This window comes from Flavobacterium cyclinae (assembly GCF_021172145.1).
In the GTDB taxonomy this organism is placed as follows: Bacteria; Bacteroidota; Bacteroidia; order Flavobacteriales; family Flavobacteriaceae; genus Flavobacterium; species Flavobacterium cyclinae.
Genome location: NZ_CP089095.1, coordinates 1,882,646 through 1,905,617, shown reverse-complemented (window position 1 = coordinate 1,905,617; position 22,972 = coordinate 1,882,646). Strand labels below are relative to the sequence as shown.

Genomic DNA, 22,972 nt, shown 5'->3' with positions numbered 1-22,972 from the left:
GATTTTTGAATTTGATATTGAACTTGTTCTTGAATTTGCTCTTGACTTTGAATTTAACTATGTTATTTCTTAATCAAAATAATAACCACTCCTTTTTCACCTTTTTTACCATATATTTTTACAGCATCTACAGGTTGAATGACTTCAATTTTTTCAATTTTTTGTTTAGATAATGGCGCATACGGACTCGTTGGATTTTCTCCAAATAATGATGCTTCCGAATATTCAACACCATTAATAAAATAAATTGGTTCCTTTAGTTCAACAATAGACTCTATTTCATCTGGATTGAGGTTGGAAAGCGATTTTTTACTCAATTCAACATTAATAAGTAGTAAATCATCATTTGCTGCTTTTTTATCTTTATCCTGAGTTGTATCTGCCAAATTCATTTTAAAATCGTATTGTTTTCCTTTTGCTAAATACCCCATATTGTTTATCGAAGCCGAATTCGAAATATTATTCTGATACGAAGGAACCAAACTCGTTTTTGCCATTTCTTGTACTTCTTCCACGGCAATTGGTGAACCAACTACAACTTCTTTTTTTGATTTGTAATTTATGGTGTCGTTAATTACAATGTTGTTTTGGATCACGATTTGTTGTTGTAAAATTTGTTCAGCGTCTTTTTTAATTTCGGGGTTTGTTATTACATAACTACTAGTGGATTCTGGTGTTGGAATATTGTTTTTTGATGAATCTATTGTAGTGATCGTGTTTTCAGGAATTATAACATTTTCTCTTTCTTGTAGTAAGAAAAAAGTTAAGGTTCCTACCAATACAATTGAAGCTGCAACCGCTATTTTTTTCCACAAATGTTTCTCTTTTTTTAAGGTTTGTGTTTCTAGCTTGTCTTCTACACGTGCCCAAATCTTCTCCATACCTGGAAAGTCTTTTTGCTCTGCGTTTTCTGCAGCCTTTTGCATTTTTTTATATAATTTTTCTTCTGTTCCCATGACTATTTTGCTTTTTGATAATAGAAAGTTCTTACCAATTCCTTTAATTTACTTTTCGCCGCATTTAATTGCGATTTCGATGTTCCTTCACTTATTCCCAATTGTTCGGCAATTTCTTTGTGCGAATAACCTTCAATCACAAACAAATTAAAAATCGTTTGGCAGCCATCGGGTATGTATTGAAGTAAATTGAGTAAATCTTCTTCTTCTAAATCGGTGACTTCATCAGCTAAGGGTTGCGAATTGTAACTCACGTCTTCTAAATACAAATTAAAGTTGATGTTCTTTTTTATTTGTAACAGACAGTTGTTCACCGTTATTTTTCGTGCCCAAGCTTCAAATGCCAAATCCTCTTTCAGCTGTTCAATTTTTGTGAATATGGTAAAAAAAGCATCGGCCAATACTTCTTCTATTTCTTCCTCCTTTTTTAAATACCGTTTGCACAAACGATAGAGTTTTGGTGCCATAATTTCATACACCATGCGTTGCGCTTCGCGGTGTTGTTTTCGGCAGCCTTGTATGTGTTTTACATCCATAAAAATGTTTTTATTTTCAAAAATCAAGTTCAATTTCAACTTCAATGTTCAATTTTTTTTGCTTTTGAAATTGAACTTGTTCTTGATTTTGACCTTGCTCTTGACTTCGCTTTTTTATATAGAGCAGAAAAGTTGGTAAAAGGTTGGGAAGGAAGTGAAAAAAATTATTTCTTCAACGTTAACTTATAAATTTCAGCTTCTAAACTTTCTGTATCATTGTCTTCACACAATAAAAACTCAATTTCAATTTCTGATTCCTTGTAAAATGTAATGCCTTCAAATTTCTGATGTTCCGATAACAATTTCACATCAATAATTTCAAAAGTTGGTGCATGCATAATACCTAGAATGGTTCCTAAAACTTCGCCATCTTCATAAGTAGATTCCGTGTTTTCGGCGCAAGCCAAGAAATAAATTTTATCATTAACTAAAACAGCATCGGTAAAAGTGGTTTCAATATCATCTAACGTTGGAAGCGAAATCGGTACAAATTTTATACCATCTTCTTGGTTATTTGGTATGATAAAAATGCCATTTCTACTGTTTTTTGAATTGCCTCTTTGGAACAACAACATAGTTTGATGCGCATAAATAGCGCCTTCAATGTTTAGTTGGTCATCAGTAAACGAACCAATATCTTTTAATTTTTGATATAGATTCGATAAATCTTGCGATTGTAAAGCATCCGAACCCAAATCTAAAGCGTACATAGTGTTTCGTTTTGCAGTAGAACCAGAGCCCAACATAATGAGTTGATTTCCATATTGCGTAATACTTTCTAAATCAGGTTTGTTTTCTTTTTCAATTTGCTCTTTTGCTTCTTTTACTAATGGAAATTTTAATAAAAGTTTTCTATTCATATCAAATTGATATAAATATTGACTTGAATCTGAAATTAAAAATAGCACATCTTGCGAATACACCAATCCAGATGCTGAAGAAATGCCTTGTATGGTTGCGAAAGTAGTAAGTTTAAAATTTTCCATATTTTTACAAATGCGATTTTTTAAGATTTAAAAATACTAACTTTACCACATTATTACCTATTAAAATGAAAAATATCGAAATTGATCACCTAAAAGTTTCTTCAAATATTAAATTGAGTTCAATTCCAACTCATATAGATGTTGAAGCTTCGGAAAAGAAAAAGGAAAAAGAACTCGATAAAATCAGAATTAAATTAAGTAAATTACAAGATAAACTTTATGCGCACAATAAATATGGTGTGCTTATTTGTTTACAAGGTATGGATACTGCTGGAAAAGATAGTCTTGTTCGTGAAGTATTTAAAGAATTTAATGCACGTGGAGTAGTGGTACATAGTTTTAAAACACCAAACGCAAACGAATTAGAGCATGATTTTCTATGGCGTCATTACATAGCTTTACCAGAAAAAGGCAAATTTTCTGTTTTTAACAGAACTCATTATGAAAATGTTTTGGTAACCAGAGTGCATCCTAATTATATTTTAAATGAGAATATTCCAGGTATTACAACTGTAGAAAACATTACAACTGAATTTTGGGAAAATCGTTTTGAAAGTATTAATAATTTTGAAAAACATATTTCTCAAAATGGCATTATCATATTGAAGTTTTTCTTGCATTTAAGCAAAGAAGAACAAAGACACCGCTTGATTAGAAGATTAGAAACTGAAAAACATAATTGGAAATTTTCTCCAAGTGATTTAAACGAAAGGGAATTGTGGGATGAATATCAAAGATGTTATGAAGAAGCAATCAATAAAACATCTAAAGCATATGCTCCTTGGTATATAATTCCAGCAGATAATAAAGAAACAGCTCGATATTTAGTAGCAAAATCAATCTTAAAAGAACTAGAAAAATATACGGATATAAAAGAGCCAGAGCTTGAACAAGAAATAAAAGATAACATTAAAATGTATCGAGATAAACTGGCAAGTGAACAATAAATTTGAAAGAATCAACAACAATTTTAAGAACAATTTCAAGTTATATGAATAACTAAAATTAAAAACAATAAACTGATAGAATGAAAGTATATACAAAAACAGGAGACACCGGAACCACAGCATTATTTGGAGGAACGCGTGTGCCCAAACATCATATCCGAATTGAAAGTTATGGAACTGTTGACGAATTGAATTCGCATATTGGATTAATTCGTGATCAAGACATGAGCGATTTATACAAAAAAGTACTAATCGAAGTTCAAGATAGATTATTTACTGTTGGAGCTATTTTAGCAACACCGCCCGAAAAAGAAACCTTGAAAAATGGTCAGCCACGCTTGCAAAACCTTGGTATAGTGGAATCGGATATTGAATTTTTGGAAAACGAAATTGATACTATGGAAGAAGCGTTACCTCCAATGACACATTTTGTTTTGCCAGGCGGACACACAACTGTGTCATATTGTCATATAGCACGCTGCGTATGCCGAAGAGCCGAGCGTTTAGCTGTACATTTGAATGACATAGAACCCACAGATGAACGCGTAATTAAGTACCTAAACCGACTTTCTGACTACCTTTTTGTGTTGGCACGAAAGTTGTCCCATGATTTGAACGCTGATGAAGTAAAATGGATTCCTAGAAAATAGTAATAAGTAATCAGTTTTAAGTGTTCAATATGCCCGAAAATAGTAATAAAAAGTCATGTTTTGAACATTAAAAAAAAACGTTCTTAAATTTTAATAAAAAAAGTAAAAAAAAACTTGACTTTTTAAGTAATAAATTTATTTTTGCATAAACTTAAATCGATAAAAAGATGTATTGGACTTTAGAATTAGCATCCTATTTGAGCGATGCACCATGGCCAGCTACCAAAGACGAACTTATCGACTACGCTATTAGAACTGGAGCTCCATTAGAAGTAGTGGAAAACTTACAGTCTATAGAAGACGAAGGGGAAATCTATGAATCAATGGAAGAGATTTGGCCTGATTATCCTACAGACGAAGATTATCTTTGGAATGAGGACGAATATTAAAAATAAATAAACACAACAGAAATAAGTCTCTTTACTGAGGCTTTTTTTTTGGTTATATTTGCAAACTATATTGAAATAACAAAATTATGAGTATCATAAATTCTATATTGAAGGCTTTTGTGGGGGATAAATCGGAGAAAGATGTAAAAGCGATTCAACCTATCATTACCAAAATTAAATCATTTGAAGGCGCATTACAAGCCTTATCGCATGACGAATTACGTGCTAAAACAGCCGAATTCAAAGCTAAAATTCAAAATGCTCGCGCTGATAAAGACGCTAAAATTGCTTCTTTAAAACAAGATGCTGAGCAAACTCAAGATATTGATGCTCGTGAAGATATCTACGCAGAAATCGATAAAATTGAGAAAGAAGCTTATGAAATTTCTGAGAAAGTATTAAATGAAATTCTTCCTGAAGCTTTTGCAGTGGTGAAAGAAACCGCTCGTCGTTTTAAAGACAATACAACAATTACTGTAACTGCTACTCCAAAAGACAGAGAGTTATCAGCTACAAAACCATATATCAATATTGAAGGTGATAATGCTACTTGGGCAAACTCTTGGGATGCTGCTGGTAAAGCCATCACTTGGGATATGATTCACTACGATGTTCAGCTGATTGGTGGAGTGGTGTTGCATCAAGGTAAAATTGCCGAAATGCAAACAGGAGAAGGTAAAACTTTAGTAGCAACATTACCATTATACTTGAATGCGTTAACAGGAAACGGAGTGCACTTAGTAACCGTGAATGATTACTTAGCGCGTCGTGATAGTACGTGGAAAGCTCCTTTATTCGAATTCCATGGATTAACAGTTGATTGTATTGATAATCACCAACCAAACTCTCCAGAAAGAAGAAAAGCATACGAAGCAGATATTACGTACGGAACCAATAACGAATTTGGTTTCGATTACCTTCGTGATAACATGGCGCATGCTCCAGAAGATTTGGTACAACGTAAACACAATTATGCTATTGTCGATGAGGTTGATTCGGTATTAATTGATGATGCTAGAACACCATTAATTATTTCTGGACCAGTACCGCAAGGAGATCGTCACGAATTCTTAGAATTAAAACCAAAAGTTGAAAACTTAGTTACGTTACAACGTAAATTAGCTACAGATTGTTTGACAGAAGCAAAACGTTTATTCAAAGAAGGAAATACTAAAGACGCTGGTTTCTATTTATTACGCTCGCACAGAGCATTACCAAAGAGTAAAGCGTTAATCAAATTCTTATCGGAAGAAGGAGTTAAACAATTACTTCAAAAAACAGAGAATTATTACATGCAAGATAACAACAAAGAGATGCCAAAAATTGATGAGGCATTGTACTTTGTTATCGAAGAAAAAAATAACCAAGTTGAATTAACGGATAACGGAATTCAGTTTTTATCAACAGATACGGATGCTCAATTCTTCGTTTTACCAGATATTGGAACAGGAATTGCCCAAATCGAAAGAGAAAATTTATCTCCAGAAGAAGCAGCTGAGAAAAAAGAAGAATTATTCCGTGATTTCTCTGTAAAATCAGAGCGTATTCACACGTTAACGCAGTTATTAAAAGCGTATACTTTATTCGAAAAAGATACAGAATACGTTATCATGGACAATAAAGTAATGATTGTAGATGAGCAAACAGGACGTATCATGGATGGTCGTCGTTACTCGGATGGTTTACACCAAGCAATCGAAGCTAAAGAAAATGTAAAAATCGAAGCAGCAACGCAAACTTTCGCTACTATTACTTTACAGAATTATTTCCGTATGTATAATAAGTTGGGAGGTATGACGGGAACAGCTTCAACAGAAGCAGGAGAGTTCTGGGAAATCTACAAATTAGATGTAGTAGAAATTCCAACGAATCGTCCAATTGCTCGTAAAGATAAAGACGATTTAATTTACAGAACGGTTCGTGAGAAATTCAACGCCGTTATCGAAGATGTAGTGCAATTATCAAATGCAGGAAGACCGGTATTGATTGGAACAACTTCAGTAGAGATTTCGGAATTATTAAGCCGAATGTTGAAATTAAGAGGTATTCAACACAACGTATTGAATGCTAAAATGCACAAAAGCGAGGCTGAAATTGTAGCGGAAGCAGGTAAGCCTGGAGTAGTTACAATTGCAACGAATATGGCAGGTCGTGGTACCGATATTAAATTGTCTGACGAAGTGAAGAAAGCAGGTGGTTTAGCTATTATCGGAACAGAACGTCACGATTCGCGTCGTGTAGACCGTCAGTTACGTGGTCGTGCGGGTCGTCAAGGAGATGTAGGTAGTTCTCAATTCTATGTGTCTTTGGAAGATAACTTAATGCGTTTATTCGGTTCAGAAAGAGTAGCGAAAGTTATGGATAGAATTGGTCTGAAAGAAGGAGAAGTAATCCAACATTCGATGATGACAAAATCTATCGAAAGAGCGCAGAAAAAAGTAGAAGAAAATAACTTTGGTGTTCGTAAACGTTTGTTAGAATATGATGACGTTATGAATGCTCAAAGAGAAGTAGTATACAAAAGAAGACGTCACGCTTTACATGGAGAACGTTTGAAAGTGGATATTGCGAATATGATGTACGATACTTGCGAATTAGTAGTGGAGCAAAACAAACTGGCAGAAGATTTCAAAAACTTCGAGTTTGAATTAATTCGTTATTTCTCAATCAGTGCGCCAGTTACAACAGCGGAATTCTCAAAATTATCAGTTAGAGAAATCACTGGTAAAGTGTACAAAGCCGTTTTAGCGCATTATGAAGAGAAAATAGCAAGAGATGCAAGTGAATCGTATCCAATTATTAAAAATGTATACGAAAATAATAACGGTCAATACCAACGAATTGTAGTTCCATTTACAGACGGAATTAAAACGTTAAACGTAGTAACCGATTTAGAAAAAGCGTATACAACTGAAGGGCGTTCGTTAGTGGCTGATTTTGAGAAAAACATCACACTAGCAATTGTAGATGAAGCTTGGAAAAAACACTTACGTAAAATGGACGAATTGAAGCAATCAGTTCAGTTAGCGGTTCACGAACAAAAAGATCCACTATTGATTTACAAATTTGAAGCATTCAACTTGTTCAAGAAAATGATTGACGATGTAAATAAAGAAGTAATTTCGTTCTTATTTAAAGGTGATTTACCACATCGAAATGAAAACATTCAAGAAGCAAGACAAGAAACTCGTAAAGAGCAATATACAGAAACTAAAGAAGATTTAAATGCACCAGCTTCAGAAGCTAAAAAAGCTGGAGAAATGGCAAGTCAAAGACCTCAAGTTACAGAAACGATTACGAGAGAGATGCCAAAAATCAATCGTAATGACACCGTTACCATCAAACACGTAATGAGTGGAAAAAGCGAAACCATGAAATACAAAAAAGCAGAAAGCATGTTAGCTTCTGGCGAATGGGTTTTGGTAAACGAGTAATAGTAATTACAAAAATCAGATAAATTAATCCTCAATTACAAATGTAATTGGGGATTTTTTTAAAAGATAATTTAAGAATCTTCTAAATTCTCATTAAAAGCTGAAGGTAATAATTGCGGAATAAATTTTATCAAAATAGGCAATAAAAGTCCGCCACCAGGAAGTAAAAAGATAGTTAGTGATGGAACGGTTTTGCAGATATCGAGTATTTGTTTTTTTACTTTCTTTTTTTCTTCTTTGCTTAAATCCTTTGTGGTGGATTTCGCTAAAAGTTGCATCAATTCGCCACTTTCTTTGATTTCTTTAGTTAATCTATCTTTGTTGCGAATAATAAGTTTGGTTACATTTTTATTGGCTTGATCGTAAAAATGCTTTATTGGATTTGAGTAGTTGAAAAACGGAATTTCTTCTTTGTATTTTGTTATGAAATTATTGATTTCATTAGAACTTTTTTCAAGTAATGATGCATCTAATTCCAAATCCAAACTTAATTGCTTCAAGAAATCAATTTCTTTAGGTTCTAATTTTTCATCACTCCATAATGCCATTTGGGCTATATCAAGTAAATATAATTTTTCCATGAATGAAGAATAGCGAATTAGTTTGATTTCTGCTAATTCAATATTTTCTATAGAATTAAATTTGGTATAACGAATCGAATTTTCAAATAATTTCACCAATAATTCATCGTATTTCGACTTTTTCTCTTTGATTTTTAAAGCCAAGGAAACAATTTTAATACAATCTGATTCTATATTTTTTAAATAATCAGCTGGCAAAGTATTGTTTTTTAAAAAGTGCTCAAATGCTAATACATCAATAAATAATAATGCATTTGTAATAATATGAGAGAAATTCTTACTTATCGTATTACTATTTGTTTGAATTCTTTCGTCAATAATACTTTCTAAACGATAACTTAAGGAACCTTCTGGTAATAATTTCTTAATGAAATTTAAGTTTTCAGGCTGAATTATTTTATAAAATTGATACACTAAGTCAATAAATTCTTCCTTAGATCCATTATTTTTTTCTAAACAATAAACAGAAAATAAAGTATTTAGAAATCCTACTTTTGTTACTTCATCATACGACCATTTTGTGGTGTTAATTTGATTTTGAAGTTGGTAACAAACTACATATCCGTAAATAAAACCAGTGGCTCTACAATCTTCGTAAAAAGACAATGTATTTCCTTGAAAATCAATGAAGTTATCATTATTCTCAATAAAAAATTTGTCAATCCATCCGTTTGCAGAAGGGTTTATCATGTTTATAGTTTTTCTTTTAAGTATTTTCCTGTAACTGAATTTTTATTTTTAGCTACTTCTTCAGGTGTTCCGAAAGCTACTAATTTTCCTCCATTTTCGCCACCTTCTGGACCAATATCTAAAATATAATCAGCACATTTGATTAAATCTAAATTGTGTTCAATCACGATAATTGAATGACCTTTTTCTAACAACGCATCAAACGAAGCTAATAATTTTTTGATATCGTGAAAATGCAATCCAGTTGTTGGTTCGTCAAATACAAACAAAGCTCGGTCTTTAATAGTGCCTTTTACTAAAAAAGAAGCCAATTTTATACGTTGCGCCTCGCCACCAGAAAGGGTAGAAGAGGATTGTCCTAATTGAACATAACCTAATCCTACATCTTGCAAAGGTTGTAATTTTTGCGTGATTTTGGTCTGTTTGTGTTCCGTAAAGAATAATAAAGCTTCATCAATTGTCATTTTTAAAATGTCATCAATGTTTTTGTTTTCGAATGTAACTTCTAACACTTCTTTTTTGAAACGTTTTCCATTACAAGCTTCACATTCTAAGTGAACATCGGCCATAAATTGCATTTCAATCGTTACTTCGCCATCACCTTTACATACTTCACATCTTCCACCATCAACATTGAATGAGAAATGTTTTGCTTGATAATTTCGTAATTTGGAAACGTTTTGTTTGGCAAATAAATCCCGAATATCATCGTAAGCTTTAATATAGGTAACCGGATTCGAACGCGAACTTCTTCCAATCGGATTTTGGTCAACGTATTCTATATGTTTAATGTGTGAAAAACTTCCAGCTAATTCGGTAAATTGACCTGCTTTTTCTCCAACACCTTCTAATTTCTTTTGAATGGCAGGAAATAAAATTTTCTTCACCAAGGTACTTTTTCCACTTCCTGAAACTCCAGTAATCACTGTCAGACATTCTAATGGGAAAGTGAAATTTTCATTTTTCAAGTTATTTTCTCTTGCACCAATAACTTCGATATGATTTTTAAATTTTCTTCTAGTTTTTGGAACTGAAATTTCTTCTTTTCCGTTCAGATATTTAGCTGTTAATGAATCAGCTTTCAAAATTTCATTATACGTTCCTTGCGCTACTAATTCACCGCCATGAGTTCCTGCTTCTGGTCCAATGTCAATAATCATATCGGCTGCTTTCATGATGTCTTCGTCGTGCTCTACTACGATTACGGTATTTCCTAAATCGCGAAGATTTTTTAAAACATCAATTAGTCGTTCCGTATCTTTTGGATGTAAACCGATACTTGGTTCGTCTAAAATATACATCGAACCTACCAAACTACTACCTAATGAAGTCGCTAAGTTAATTCGTTGCGATTCTCCACCAGAGAGTGTATTAGAATTACGATTTAAAGTCAAATAACTCAATCCCACATTGTATAAGAAGTCTAAACGATTGTTGATTTCAATTAATAAGCGTTTGGCAACTTTAGCATCATATTCGTTTAATTCTAATTTTTTGAAGAATTCTATTAAGTTTACAATTGGTAAATCCACTAAATCAGAAATTGTTTTTCCTCCAACTTTAATGAAATTAGCTTCATAACGTAAACGTTTTCCTTTACAAGTGGTACATTTTGTTTTTCCGCGATATCTCGAAAGTAATACACGGTTTTGAATTTTATAATTTTTTTCTTCTAATTCGGCAAAGAAATCATGTAAACCAGTGAAATACGAATTTCCATCCCAAATCAGTTGTTTTTGTTCGTCTGAAAGTTCGAAAAAGGGTTTGTGAATAGGAAAATCAAATTTATAAGCGGTATTTACTAATTGGTCGCGATACCAACTCATGCTTTCACCTCTCCAAGGGAAAATAGCATTTTCATAAACTGATAAAGCAGTGTTTGGAATCACTAAATCTTCATCAATTCCGATAACACTTCCGTAGCCTTCACATGTTGGACATGCACCATAAGGATTATTGAAGCTGAATAAGTGAATGTTCGGCTCTAAAAAAGTAATGCCATCCAATTCAAAATTAGAACTGAATTCTAAACGTTTTTGTGAATCAACTTCTTGTAAATAACAAATACCTTTTCCTTCATAAAAAGCAGTTTGAACGGCATCGGCTAATCGATTATAGAATTCTTCTTCGTCTTTAACTACGATTCGGTCAACGATAAGGAGAATGTCTTTGTTGTCTAATTGATGTTGGTTTATGGTATCCAAACGAACCATTTCGTTATCCACTAAAATACGAGCAAAGCCTTGTTGTAATAATACTTTTAGTTTGTCTTCTAAAGCTCTTCCTTCTTCTAAATGAATAGGAGCTAGTAAAAGCCATTTGCTATCAATAGAAAATGTTTTAATTTCATTAATAACATCCGAAACCGTATCTTTCTTAACTTCTTTACCAGAAATAGGCGAGTAGGTTTTTCCAATTCGAGCAAAAAGCAATTTTAAATAATCATAAATTTCAGTTGAAGTTCCTACAGTAGAACGAGCATTACTAGTATTTACTTTTTGTTCGATTGCGATTGCGGGTGCTATCCCTTTTATATATTCTACTTTTGGTTTGTCTAACCTACCTAAAAACTGACGAGCATATGATGATAAACTTTCCACATATCTACGTTGTCCTTCGGCATACAATGTATCGAATGCCAAACTTGATTTTCCTGAACCCGAAAGTCCAGTAATTACTACTAACTTATTTCTAGGAATAGCAACATCTAAATTTTTAAGGTTGTGTAATTGGGCTCCTTTTATTAAAATGTTTTTTTTGGGTTCTAGTTTTGAAAAATCAAATTTTTTCATGGCAGTTTTTAAATGATGTGCAAAGATAATTAATCTAATTTAAGTTATTACTTTACTACAGTTTTTAGATGTTTGATTTTATTAATTTTACTATTAAGAAATCGTTATAGTTACTAATTTTATCAAATTAAAAACTATACATTAACTATACATTTAAAAAATTTAACATTTTTTAATAAATATAAAGTATTGTAAATCAATATTTTATGTTTTCAATGTTTTTTTCTTACATTATAGCTTTAAAAGTCATGTTGTATAGTTTGTATATATAAATTGTGAATTGTTTAAAAAAAATATAATTTAAATTTACAATTATTATTATTTAACTAATTAAATTTAGATATTATGAAAAAAATTACTTTTTTGTTAACATTAATTACCGCTTCATTAGGTTTTGCTCAAAATCTAGTAACTAATGGTGATTTTCAAACGGGATCTGCAGCTCCTTGGTACAACAATGCTGCGAATGTAGTAGATTTAGGCGGAGGTAACTTTGTAAACGAAGCTAACATTGGTGCCGCTGGTAATCCTTGGGACGTTAATTTAAGTCAAGATGTTGTATTAGAAGATGGTAAAACATATAGATTTACTTTTGATGCATACACTGACCTTATTACAGGTTCAAGAACAATTATTGCTGGTTTAGGTCAAAATAATGCTCCTTATGCCGCTTTAACTTATACGCCAACATTAACTTCAACTCCTCAAACTTTTTCTTATGATATTACTATTAATTATGGTAATACTGTGACAGACAGAGTTATTTTTGATATGGGAGCAGCTGTTGGATATGTTTTTATTGATAATGTATCTGTAGTTGAAGTTGTTAATACTTGTTCTAATGGTATTCAAGATGGAACTGAAACGGGAATTGATTGTGGAGGTACATGTGCTCCATGTTCTACATCAGTGCCAACAACAAATGCACCAACACCTACACATTTACAAGCTAATGTAGTTTCTGTTTTTAGTGATTCTTACACTAGTATAGCAACTAATCTAAATCCAAACTGGGGTCAAAGTGGTTCTGTAAATCCTAATTTTACTGTAACTTCTGGTAACAATATATTAGCATATACAAATTTTAATTATCAAGGTACAGAATTAACAGGTACTAATTTATCAGCAATGGAATACTTGCATGTAGATGTTTGGTCTAATGCAAATCCTGCAAATACTATACTACAAGTAAGTCCAATTAGTAATGCAGGTGGTGCTTCTGAGTTTTTAGTAACAATTAACCACGTTCAAGGACAATGGTATAGTGTAGATATTCCTAAGTCAGCGTTTACAGGAATGACTTGGACTAATGTTTATCAAATGAAATTTGCTGCAAATGGTCCTGGTAGTTCTGTTCCAGCAGATTTTTATTTTGATAATATTTATTTTTGGAAAAATTCTGTAGATCCTACTGCTGATGCAACATTGAGTGACCTTCAAGTAGATGGTTCAACTATTCCAGGATTTGGTTCTACAATTCAAACCTATAATTATGAATTATTAACAGGAACTACAGTTGTACCTCAAATCACTAGTGTTACGACTACAAATGCATCTGCTTCATATATTATTTCACAAGCTTCAACTTTACCAGGTTCAGCTACAATTACAGTAACTTCAGCTAATGGTTTAGAAACAAGTATTTACACTGTTAATTTTGTTTTAACTGGTCCATCTACAAATGCACCAACACCACCAAACAGAGCAACTTCTGATGTTATTTCTTTATTTAGTGATGCTTACACTAATGTTCCAGTATCAGAATGGTCAACCTCTTGGGATGATTCAAACATTCAAGATATAACATTATCTGGTAATGCTATGAAGAAAATTAATTTTGGAAACTTCTTAGGTGTTCAATTAGCAAATTATGAAGATGCAACTTCAATGACTCATTTTCATATGGATTATTATATCGATGCAGGAACTGATTTAGTTGGAAAAGTATTAAATCCTAAATGGTCAAATCATGCAGGTCAAGCTGGTGAAACTTCAGCTTTATTGTTAACGCATTTACCAACTACAACTGGTTCATGGGTTTCTATTGATGTGCCTTTAACATCTTTTGCAGGAGCACAAAGTAGAGAAGCATTATATCAATTTTTGATTACATCAAATTTAGGATCAGTTTATGTTGACAATATTTATTTACATAAAAATACTGTATTATCTAATGATAGCTTTGCAACAACTAAAGTAAAATTATATCCTAATCCTACTTCAAATATTTTAAATATAGAAGCTAATGGAGTTATTCAAAACATAGCAGTTTATAATGTTTTAGGACAAGAAGTAATGAACAAACAAACAGAAGGTACTTCAATTAGTTTAGATGTTTCAAGCTTGAATTCAGGTATCTATGTTATTAAAACTATGATTGACGGAAATGTTTCTTCAACTAAGTTTATAAAAGAATAAATACTATTTTGTATTTTTATAAAAGACTGTCAGAAATGACAGTCTTTTTTTTGCTATCATTTTTTTATAAATAAATTAATACATATCTTTAGTAACAAATTATAAAAAAATGCAATTTTCAAAAACAATTTTCAAGCTCTTTTTAGCTTTATTTTCTTTGTTTGGATTAGCACAGCAGTTGCCTCCTATTGTAAAATACTCAAAAGAAGATTATAAAGCGGGTATTCAGAATTGGATGATTTCACAAGATAATCATCGTTTTATGTATTTTGCAAATAATGAAGGATTACTTGAATTTAATGGTTCAAAATGGATTCTATATCCTTCTCCAAATGAAACTATTATTCGATCTGTAAAATGTATTAATGATGTTGTTTATACAGGTTCCTTCATGGAATTTGGTTTTTGGAAAAGAGCCGAAAACGGTCAGTTGGTTTACACTTCATTAAGCCATGCCATTAAAGATAAAATTAATGATGATGAACAGTTTTGGGGTATATTTCCTTTTGATAATTGGATTCTTTTTCAATCATTAGAGAAAATTTATGCTTATAATACTAAAACAAAATTGTTCACTATCATAAATCCAAATAGTACAATTTTAAAAGCTTTTCAAACAGTTAATACCATATATTTCCAAACAAATAAAGGGTTATATGAAATTGATCAAGGAAAAAGCAAACTATTTTTAAACAACGAAATTATCAATCAAAATAAAATCATTACAATTTTTGATACCAATAATGGTTTGCTACTAGTAACTCAAAAGAAAGGAATTTTTAAATATCAAAACGGAATTTTATCTAAATTTTTCACAAATATTGATGCTGAAATAGAACAAAGTAACATATACAGTTGTCAAATTCTATCGGATCAAAGTATTGCTTTGGGCTCTATTTCTAATGGAGTATTTATTTTATCTAAGGAAGGAAATTTAATATATCATATTACACAAAATTCAGGTTTAAGTAATAATACAGCGCTTTCACTTTTTGAAGATTTAGATAAAAATTTGTGGATAGGGTTAGATAATGGAATAAATTGTTTAAATATAAAATCACCAATTAAAAATTATTTAGATAATACGGGGATTTTAGGTACAATTTATACTTCTATAACACATAACAATAAGTTATATATTGGTACAAATCAAGGGTTGTTTTGTAAAGATTTATTTTCTTCTGCTAAGTTTGAATTTGTAAAAAATACTAAAGGTCAGGTTTGGAATTTATTTTCTTATCAAAACACACTTTTTTGCGGACATGATTCTGGAACTTTTATAGTGAATGATGGGGTAGCAAATTTAATTTACTCCGCTTCTGGTACATGGAAATTTGTTCCTTCAACAGTTTCTAGTAATCTTATATTACAAGGAAATTATAATGGTATCTCGGTTTTAGAGAAAAAAAATAATAACTGGGTTTTTAGGAACAAAATCAACGGATTTAATTATTCCTCTAAACATTTTGAAATTTTAAATTCAAAAGAAGTATTTGTAAGTCATGAGTACAAAGGTGTTTACCGTTTTACAATTGATTCACAATTAACATCTGCTTCCAATATTTTCAAATATAAAAATCCTGAAAAAGGTAAAAATGCCTCTTTAATTAAATATAATGATCATATTTATTATGCTTCTAAAGCAGGTGTATTTAAAATGAATAACAAAACTAAATCATTTGATTTAGATTCATCGTTAAGTTCAATGTTTCAAAATGATGAATATGTAACAGGAAAGATGATAGTGGATAAATCTAACAAACTTTGGTTTTTTACAAAGCATTATATTTATTACTATTCAGCAGGAAAACTGACTCCTGATTTAAAAAGAAATAGTTTACCAATACCATCTTCGTTGACAAATTCGATGCCTGGATATGAAAATATTCTTCAATTAGAAGACGATAATTATCTTATAGGAACAACAGATGGTTTTTATATTTTAAAAAATAACGATTTTAAATTTAATAATTATAAAGTTTCCATTTTTGGGATTACAAATAATTCAATTAATGAAAAATCTACTAATGTTTCTATTCAAGAAGAAGGTAGTTTTGATTATGATGATAATAATCTAGCATTTTACTTTGCTGTACCAGAATATGATAAGTATATCAATGCTGAGTACCAATATAAATTAGAAGGTTTGCATGAAGAATGGAGCGATTGGTCTTTTAATTCACAAGTATTTTTTGAAAATTTACCATCTGGTAACTATCTGTTTAGTGTTCGAGCTAAAGTAGCAAATTCTATGACAGACAACATTGCAACCTATTCTTTTGAAATTAATAAGCCTTGGTATGCGAATAATTTTGCGATGTTTATTTATTTTATTCTGTTAATCATTTTAGCATTTTATATTCATAAATTTTACACCATTTATCATGAGAAAAGACATCAAAAGATAATTGCTGAAAATAATATGCTTCTAGAGCTTAAGGAGTTGGAGAACGAACAACAGATAATGAAAATTAAAAATGAGCAATTAGCTCAAGATGTTGATAAGAAAAACAAAGAGTTGGCGGTAACCAATATGAATTTGATTAAAAAAACAGAGCTACTCAACATCATTAAAGCCGATTTAAAAAACTCAACAGATAGTTCAACAAATCGAAGTATTAAATCGGTAATTTCAACTATTAATAAGAATGTAAAAGAAGAAAATACTTGGAATATTTTTAAAGAAGCATTTGATAGTGCCGATAACAATTTCTTGAAGAAAGTTAAAGAAAATCATCCAACTTTAACGCCTAATGATTTGAGGCTTTGTGCCTATTTAAGATTGAATTTATCCTCTAAAGAAATTGCTCCGCTTCTTAATATTTCAGTAAGAAGTATTGAGATAAAACGATATCGTTTGCGTAAAAAAATGAATCTTCCGCATGAAACAGGTCTAGTGGAGTATTTATTATCAATTTAATACCTTAAAAATACCTATACAACACCTCAACATTTAATATTTAGTTTATGATTTAACAATTAGTTTTAATCTTTTTATTCTTGCTAAATCAATTATTTATGGCGATTTTTTAGGATTTTATAGTACTTTTTTGCGATGTATGTTTTTTGTTGAGGTTAATTTTATCAAAAATGTAATATTTACTAGTTATTTTTATAAAATCATTAGCGAATTCAATTTTTACAGAATATTAATTTTTTAAATCCATACAACAAATGAGAAAAATTATTTTGTCATTAATCTTATGTTATTCTTTTACTATGTATGCTCAAACAGAGAAAGTAGTAATTGAGAATAGCGATTCTGGTATGAAACTTAAAGTCGGAGGAAAAGATTTTATGATTAACGGAATGAACTGGGATTATTTTCCTATTGGAACTAACTATTCCTACAGTCTATGGAATCAATCAGATGATTTTATACGTCAAGCTTTAGATGACGAAATGGGATTACTTCAAAACATGGGGGTTAACTCGATACGTGTTTATTCAGGTATTCCAAAAAAATGGATTGAATACATATATGAGAATTATGGTATTTATACCATGTTAAATCATTCTTTTGGTAGATATGGACTTACTATAGATGGTGTATGGAAACCTAATACTGAATATTCAGATCCTAAAACTCGTGAATTACTTTTAAAGGAAGTTACAGAACTTGCTTCAGAATATAAAGACACTAAAGGATTATTATTATTCCTACTAGGAAATGAAAATAATTACGGACTATTTTGGGATGGTGCGGAAACAGAAGATATTCCTATTGAAGATAGAAAATCAACAGTTCGTGCATACTCAATGTATAAACTTTTTAATGAAGCTACAGTTGCAATGAAAGCAATCGATTCAAATCATCCAATTGCAATTTGTAATGGAGATTTACTTTTCCTTGATATTATTGCTAAAGAATGTAAAGATGTAGATGTTTTTGGTACTAACGTTTATCGTGGGGTTTCTTTTGGAGATTTATTTGAAAGAGTTAAAAAAGAATACGGAAAACCAGTATTATTTACAGAGTTTGGTGCTGATGCTTTCAATGTTCAAACGAATCAAGAAGATCAAAATGCACAAGCTTTCTATTTGAAAGGTAATTGGAAAGAAATTTATGAAAATGCTGCAGGTTTAGGTAAAACTGGAAATGCTATTGGAGGTTATACTTTTCAATTTAGTGACGGTTGGTGGAAATACGGTCAAACTAAAAATTTAGATTTACATGATTCTAATGCTTCATGGTCAAACGGAGGATATCAAAAAGATTATACTGAAGGTCAAAATAACATGAACGAAGAGTGGTTTGGTATATGTGCTAAAGGGCCAACAAACGAAAAAGGGCATTATCAATTATATCCAAGAGCTGCATATTATGTATTAAAAGACATTCACAAATTAAATCCATTTAAAGAAGGTGTTAGTAATCAAGTTATTTCTAGTCACTTTAATGAAACTAATTTAATGGATGCTACCTTGAGAGCACGTGGTGATAAAGCTGCTTTAGCTGCAAATGATGGTGGAATTATAAAATTAAGTAACCTAAGAGCAGAGTTTACAACTTTTAACACAGGTGGAAGTTTACTAACTACTCCAGAGGCTGATGATCCAAATACGAATACCTATCCAAATCGATTAGGTTTTGACCACATGCAATCTTATTTTATTGGTGTAGAAGGAAATCCTTCTGCAAATATGAAAGCAAATGTGAATTTTAATATCTTAGGTCATGTTGCTGAAAATCCAATAAACGAAATTTTCTACGAGAATAGAGGTAGAGCTCAAAATATTGTAACTGACGAAGGCGAAGTTACAACAACTGATGTTAATAGAGTTCAAATTTATAATGCGTCTTATAAATGGACTGCTAAAGATTTTGAATTAAGAGGTTTTTACAGAACAGGTCATTATCATTGGGGTTATGAAGGTGATTTCTTCGGATTGTATCCTGAGGCTAATTACGGACCTAATTTAGATATCTACAACGGAGAAACTCTAGGTTTTGAAATTGATGGTAGAGGAAGTTTAGACGGATTAAAAGCTGCTTTTGGTCCGCAATTATGGTGGGGAGCTAACCCAGCATACTTATTAAAATACAACACAAAAATTGGAAAAGTTAATGCAGCAGCAGTTTATCATGAAGACGTTTCAAGTGCTGCTCAAGCCAATACATCTATTTTTATTCCACAACCAAAAACAAGAAGAGCAACCGTTTATTTCCAAACTAAATTAGGAAATTTAGGTGTTGAAGTTGGGGGTATTTGGGGAGGACAACCTTTAAACGGAAGAGAATTCCAAATGATGGATGGTGATGTAGTTAAAGTAGATAAAATTAACAACAAAGACAATTGGGGAGGAAAAGCAAAATTAACTTTCTCAAAAGGAAGATTCAATGCATACACACAGGGAGCTATTCAAGGATTAGTTGCTAATGGTGGTGGCGATTATACTCAAACATTTACGGGTTGGAGATTAAAAGATAGCGGAAGTGGAAACCAAATGAACTTCTTAGCTGGTTTTACTTATAATGTGAATTCAAATTTACAAATTGCTCCAAACTTCTTATGGCAAAAGCCTCTAGTTGATGCTATGCCAAACGGAGTTGATGCACCAGGTAGATTAAGAAATATTTTAGATGATCCATTTATTGTAAGAGCTAACCGTGAAACAGTAGGAGGAGAGTTATTATTAACGTATGATCCAACACCTGGAACTTGGATGTACGAATGGAACAATGATATGGTGGAAGATGCAAAATTTGCTATCAGTACAGGATTTGTTTATCGTCATTTACCAACAACAATGGATGCTGCCATCGGATTTTTATCAAATAGAACCCAATTTGCGTTTGAACGTTCTGCTCCAGCAAAAGATTTATGGGAATCAAACACAAGAATTGTTTCAAAAATTTCTCCTGATTTAGGTTTTATTGCTAACTTATATTTTGGAAATGGACAAGCTAACGGTGACTCTCAAAGAACTATTAATAGAGCAGGGGGAGATGTTAGAATGATTTACAAAAAAGTTAAAGTAGTTTCTTCTTTGAAATTCAACGATTGGGGACCATTTGACTACCACCGCGATTTTAACTTGACTTATCCTGTTCAAAGTTCAATTGATATTTCTACATCTGTAGGAAAACCAAGCTGGTTCATCTTACCTGATACACGTATAGGAATCATGGGTATTTGGAGATCTTTAGATCAATATTCTCCAAGATATTCACCAACATATGTTCCTGAAAACACTTATCCTCCAGTACCAGTATTAAGTCCGGTAGGTTTTGGTAATGGTTCAGAGTGGGAAATCAGAACATATATTCACATTAATATTGGTAAATAATAAAAAATTGAAAAATATGAAAAATAGTAAGTTTAATTATTTAAAAGCATTTTTTCTTCTTGCAACAGTAACAACAATGATTACAAGTTGCGAGAGAGAATTATCTGATGAAGCTACTGTTGCTACTTTTCCAAAAATTGGAAATATCTTCACCGATGATTTTGTAGGAATGGGGTCAGATTTTTACTTTCCTTATGGAGGGTCTAAAGCAACCGCTTGGTCAATTGATAGATCTGAAGGATATAACAGTAATGTGTCTTTACGTTTTGATGTACCAAATGCAAATGATCCAGAAGGAAATTACGCTGGCGCTATATTTAGAACCGAAGGTGCAGGTCGAAATTTAACTGATTTTGATGCTTTAACTTTTTACATTAAAGCTTCTCAAGGAGTTACAATTGCTGAGTTAGGTTTTGGTGAAGATTTTTATCCAAATAAATACATGGCTACCATTACTAATGTTAGTGTGGGTACGAATTGGACTAAAGTAATTATCCCAATCCCAGATCCAACAAAGCTTGTACAAGAAAGAGGTATGTTTCGTTATGCAGCTGGAACGCAAGGAACAAATGGAATGGGATACACTTTTTGGATTGATGATTTAAAATTTGAAAAATTAGGAACAATTAGAACAATTAGTGCTTCTATAATGGATGGAAATAATGCTTCTATCAATACGTTTGTTGGAGTTAACTCAAGTGTAACTGGAATTATTTCTACTTTCAATCTTCCTAGTGGTCAAAATCAAATAGTAAGTTTAAGCCCAGGTTATTTCGAATTTTCATCTTCAAATCCATCTGTTGCAACAGTGGATACTAATGGAATGGTTACTTCTCTTAGTGCAGGAACTGCTGTAATTACTGCTACTGTGAATGGTGTTCAAGCAACTGGTAGTTTAACTATCAATTGCGCTGGTAATTTTGTTCATGCGCCAACACCTTCTAGGAGCCAAGCAAATGTAATTTCAATTTTCTCAGATGCATATAATAATGTACCGGTTAATTATTACAATGGTTATTGGCAACCATGGCAAACAACAGTTTCTAACGATTTTTCGGTAAATGGAGATAATATTTTAAATTATACCATTTTCAATTTCGTAGGTATAGAATTTAGTGCTCCTACTGTAGATGCAACTACTATGACACATTTTCACATGGATGCATTCATTCCTGGAACAATAGCACCAGGTAGACAATTGAGAGTTATTATTGTTGATTTTGGAGCTAATGGTGCTTATAGTGGAGGTGATGATACTAGACATTCTACAACTTTTACTGCTCCTTTTGTGGTGTCACAAAATTGGATGTCAATTGATATTCCATTCTCAGCAATGCCTGGACTTGCAAGTAGATCTCATCTTGCGCAAATCATCCTTGAAGGCGGTGATGGTTCTGTAATTTATGTAGATAACGTTTATTTCTACAACTAGTATCAGTAAGTAATTTAATTTAAACTAAACATCATGAGTATAAAATATAGAACCATAAAGTCTTTAGCATTAATTACTGTTATAGTATCCATTATGGGATGTTCTACAGATGAAAAACAAACGGTTACTACTATGAATAATTTAGTAATGCAAGATGAATTTGATGTAGATGGTGCGCCAAATAGTGCCTATTGGAGTTATGATATTGGTACAGGTAATAACGGCTGGGGAAATAATGAATCACAGTATTACACTAGTCGTCCTGAGAATATTGTTGTAGAAAACGGAATGCTAAAAATTACCGCTCGACAAGAATTATATATGGGATCGAACTACACTTCAGCTAGAATTTTGACTAAAGGTAAAGTAGAACAAAAATATGGTAGAATTGAGGCTAGAATCAAATGTCCGTTAGGACAAGGTTTATGGCCTGCTTTCTGGATGTTAGGTGAAGATATTGACGAAGTAGGTTGGCCTAACTGTGGTGAAATTGATATTATGGAGTATTTAGGAAGTAATCCAATAACTGCTTTTGGTACCGTTCATGGTCCTGGTTATTCAGGAGGAGCTTCTATTTCTAAAAATTTCACTTTAACCAATAGTCGTTTTGATACTGATTTCCACATTTTTGGAATTGAATGGGGTGAAGATTACATCAATTATTATATAGATGATAAACTTTACAATCAAATTACTCCAGAAGATGTTCCTGGCGAATGGGTTTTTAATAAACCATTTTACATCATTTTAAATATGGCTGTGGGTGGAAATTTACCTGGATCACCAAATAGTGAAACAACTTTCCCACAAGAAATGTTAGTGGATTACGTAAGAATTTACCAATAAAATAAATTTTGATATAATTTAAAT

14 protein-coding genes are annotated in these 22,972 nt (G+C 31.7%); 9 read left to right on the top strand and 5 right to left on the bottom strand.

What is annotated here, in order from left to right; translation table 11 throughout:
• Positions 1 to 62 precede the first annotated feature (62 nt).
• The 3 genes from LOS86_RS08870 to LOS86_RS08860 form a co-directional block, all read right to left on the bottom strand.
• Complete coding sequence (locus LOS86_RS08870) at positions 63 to 956, bottom strand: hypothetical protein (RefSeq protein WP_231841748.1); 894 nt, start codon at positions 954 to 956, stop codon at positions 63 to 65.
• Between the two features lie 2 nt (positions 957 to 958).
• Positions 959 to 1,492 carry an RNA polymerase sigma factor gene (locus LOS86_RS08865; RefSeq protein ID WP_231841747.1) on the bottom strand — a complete coding sequence of 178 codons (534 nt, stop codon included), beginning with the start codon at positions 1,490 to 1,492 and terminating at the stop codon, positions 959 to 961.
• A gap of 164 nt (positions 1,493 to 1,656) precedes the next feature.
• Positions 1,657 to 2,478: a DUF6929 family protein gene (locus LOS86_RS08860; RefSeq protein WP_231841746.1), complete on the bottom strand. Its 822-nt coding sequence runs from the start codon at positions 2,476 to 2,478 to the stop codon at positions 1,657 to 1,659.
• Positions 2,479 to 2,543: 65 nt separating this feature from the next.
• On the opposite strand from LOS86_RS08860, the gene LOS86_RS08855 reads away from it, so the two are divergent.
• The 4 genes from LOS86_RS08855 (at position 2,544) to secA (ending at position 7,898) form a co-directional block, all read left to right on the top strand.
• A complete protein-coding gene (locus LOS86_RS08855; RefSeq protein ID WP_231841745.1) occupies positions 2,544 to 3,425 on the top strand; it encodes a PPK2 family polyphosphate kinase in 882 nt (293 codons plus the stop codon).
• An 80-nt stretch (positions 3,426 to 3,505) separates the two neighbouring features.
• Positions 3,506 to 4,075 carry a cob(I)yrinic acid a,c-diamide adenosyltransferase gene (locus LOS86_RS08850; protein ID WP_231841744.1) on the top strand — a complete coding sequence of 190 codons (570 nt, stop codon included), beginning with the start codon at positions 3,506 to 3,508 and terminating at the stop codon, positions 4,073 to 4,075.
• Between the two features lie 167 nt (positions 4,076 to 4,242).
• Positions 4,243 to 4,464: a DUF2795 domain-containing protein gene (locus LOS86_RS08845; RefSeq protein ID WP_002986941.1), complete on the top strand. Its 222-nt coding sequence runs from the start codon at positions 4,243 to 4,245 to the stop codon at positions 4,462 to 4,464.
• Positions 4,465 to 4,550: 86 nt separating this feature from the next.
• Entirely contained in the window at positions 4,551 to 7,898 is a 3,348-nt protein-coding gene (gene secA / locus LOS86_RS08840; RefSeq protein WP_231841743.1) for a preprotein translocase subunit SecA, read from the top strand.
• A gap of 71 nt (positions 7,899 to 7,969) precedes the next feature.
• Here secA and LOS86_RS08835 read toward each other — a convergent pair whose 3' ends face one another.
• Both LOS86_RS08835 and uvrA read right to left on the bottom strand, forming a co-directional pair.
• Positions 7,970 to 9,169 carry an LETM1-related biofilm-associated protein gene (locus LOS86_RS08835; RefSeq protein WP_231841742.1) on the bottom strand — a complete coding sequence of 400 codons (1,200 nt, stop codon included), beginning with the start codon at positions 9,167 to 9,169 and terminating at the stop codon, positions 7,970 to 7,972.
• Positions 9,170 to 9,171: 2 nt separating this feature from the next.
• Positions 9,172 to 11,961: an excinuclease ABC subunit UvrA gene (gene uvrA, locus LOS86_RS08830; RefSeq protein ID WP_231841741.1), complete on the bottom strand. Its 2,790-nt coding sequence runs from the start codon at positions 11,959 to 11,961 to the stop codon at positions 9,172 to 9,174.
• A 345-nt stretch (positions 11,962 to 12,306) separates the two neighbouring features.
• Here uvrA and LOS86_RS08825 point away from each other — a divergent pair, with 345 nt between their 5' ends.
• The 5 genes from LOS86_RS08825 (at position 12,307) to LOS86_RS08805 (ending at position 22,948) form a co-directional block, all read left to right on the top strand.
• The gene (locus LOS86_RS08825; protein WP_231841740.1) at positions 12,307 to 14,379 is read left to right on the top strand and encodes a T9SS type A sorting domain-containing protein; all 2,073 of its coding nucleotides are present in this window, start codon (positions 12,307 to 12,309) and stop codon (positions 14,377 to 14,379) included.
• A 109-nt stretch (positions 14,380 to 14,488) separates the two neighbouring features.
• A complete protein-coding gene (locus tag LOS86_RS08820; protein WP_231841739.1) occupies positions 14,489 to 17,299 on the top strand; it encodes a helix-turn-helix and ligand-binding sensor domain-containing protein in 2,811 nt (936 codons plus the stop codon).
• A 254-nt stretch (positions 17,300 to 17,553) separates the two neighbouring features.
• The gene (locus LOS86_RS08815; RefSeq protein ID WP_231841738.1) at positions 17,554 to 20,670 is read left to right on the top strand and encodes a glycoside hydrolase 5 family protein; all 3,117 of its coding nucleotides are present in this window, start codon (positions 17,554 to 17,556) and stop codon (positions 20,668 to 20,670) included.
• A 16-nt stretch (positions 20,671 to 20,686) separates the two neighbouring features.
• Positions 20,687 to 22,102: an Ig-like domain-containing protein gene (locus LOS86_RS08810; protein ID WP_231841737.1), complete on the top strand. Its 1,416-nt coding sequence runs from the start codon at positions 20,687 to 20,689 to the stop codon at positions 22,100 to 22,102.
• 33 nt (positions 22,103 to 22,135) lie between these two features.
• Complete coding sequence (locus tag LOS86_RS08805) at positions 22,136 to 22,948, top strand: glycoside hydrolase family 16 protein (protein ID WP_231841736.1); 813 nt, start codon at positions 22,136 to 22,138, stop codon at positions 22,946 to 22,948.
• The last annotated feature ends 24 nt before the right edge of the window (positions 22,949 to 22,972 follow it).

Excerpts from the sequence above, each read along its gene's own strand:
- LOS86_RS08870 (WP_231841748.1), bottom strand. The coding sequence starts at position 956 with ATGGGAACAGAAGAAAAATTATATAAAAAAATGCAAAAGGCTGCAGAA.
- LOS86_RS08865 (WP_231841747.1), bottom strand. The coding sequence starts at position 1,492 with ATGGATGTAAAACACATACAAGGCTGCCGAAAACAACACCGCGAAGCG.
- LOS86_RS08860 (WP_231841746.1), bottom strand. The coding sequence starts at position 2,478 with ATGGAAAATTTTAAACTTACTACTTTCGCAACCATACAAGGCATTTCT.
- LOS86_RS08855 (WP_231841745.1), top strand. The coding sequence starts at position 2,544 with ATGAAAAATATCGAAATTGATCACCTAAAAGTTTCTTCAAATATTAAA.
- LOS86_RS08850 (WP_231841744.1), top strand. The coding sequence starts at position 3,506 with ATGAAAGTATATACAAAAACAGGAGACACCGGAACCACAGCATTATTT.
- LOS86_RS08845 (WP_002986941.1), top strand. The coding sequence starts at position 4,243 with ATGTATTGGACTTTAGAATTAGCATCCTATTTGAGCGATGCACCATGG.
- secA (WP_231841743.1), top strand. The coding sequence starts at position 4,551 with ATGAGTATCATAAATTCTATATTGAAGGCTTTTGTGGGGGATAAATCG.
- LOS86_RS08835 (WP_231841742.1), bottom strand. The coding sequence starts at position 9,169 with ATGATAAACCCTTCTGCAAACGGATGGATTGACAAATTTTTTATTGAG.
- uvrA (WP_231841741.1), bottom strand. The coding sequence starts at position 11,961 with ATGAAAAAATTTGATTTTTCAAAACTAGAACCCAAAAAAAACATTTTA.
- LOS86_RS08825 (WP_231841740.1), top strand. The coding sequence starts at position 12,307 with ATGAAAAAAATTACTTTTTTGTTAACATTAATTACCGCTTCATTAGGT.
- LOS86_RS08820 (WP_231841739.1), top strand. The coding sequence starts at position 14,489 with ATGCAATTTTCAAAAACAATTTTCAAGCTCTTTTTAGCTTTATTTTCT.
- LOS86_RS08815 (WP_231841738.1), top strand. The coding sequence starts at position 17,554 with ATGAGAAAAATTATTTTGTCATTAATCTTATGTTATTCTTTTACTATG.
- LOS86_RS08810 (WP_231841737.1), top strand. The coding sequence starts at position 20,687 with ATGAAAAATAGTAAGTTTAATTATTTAAAAGCATTTTTTCTTCTTGCA.
- LOS86_RS08805 (WP_231841736.1), top strand. The coding sequence starts at position 22,136 with ATGAGTATAAAATATAGAACCATAAAGTCTTTAGCATTAATTACTGTT.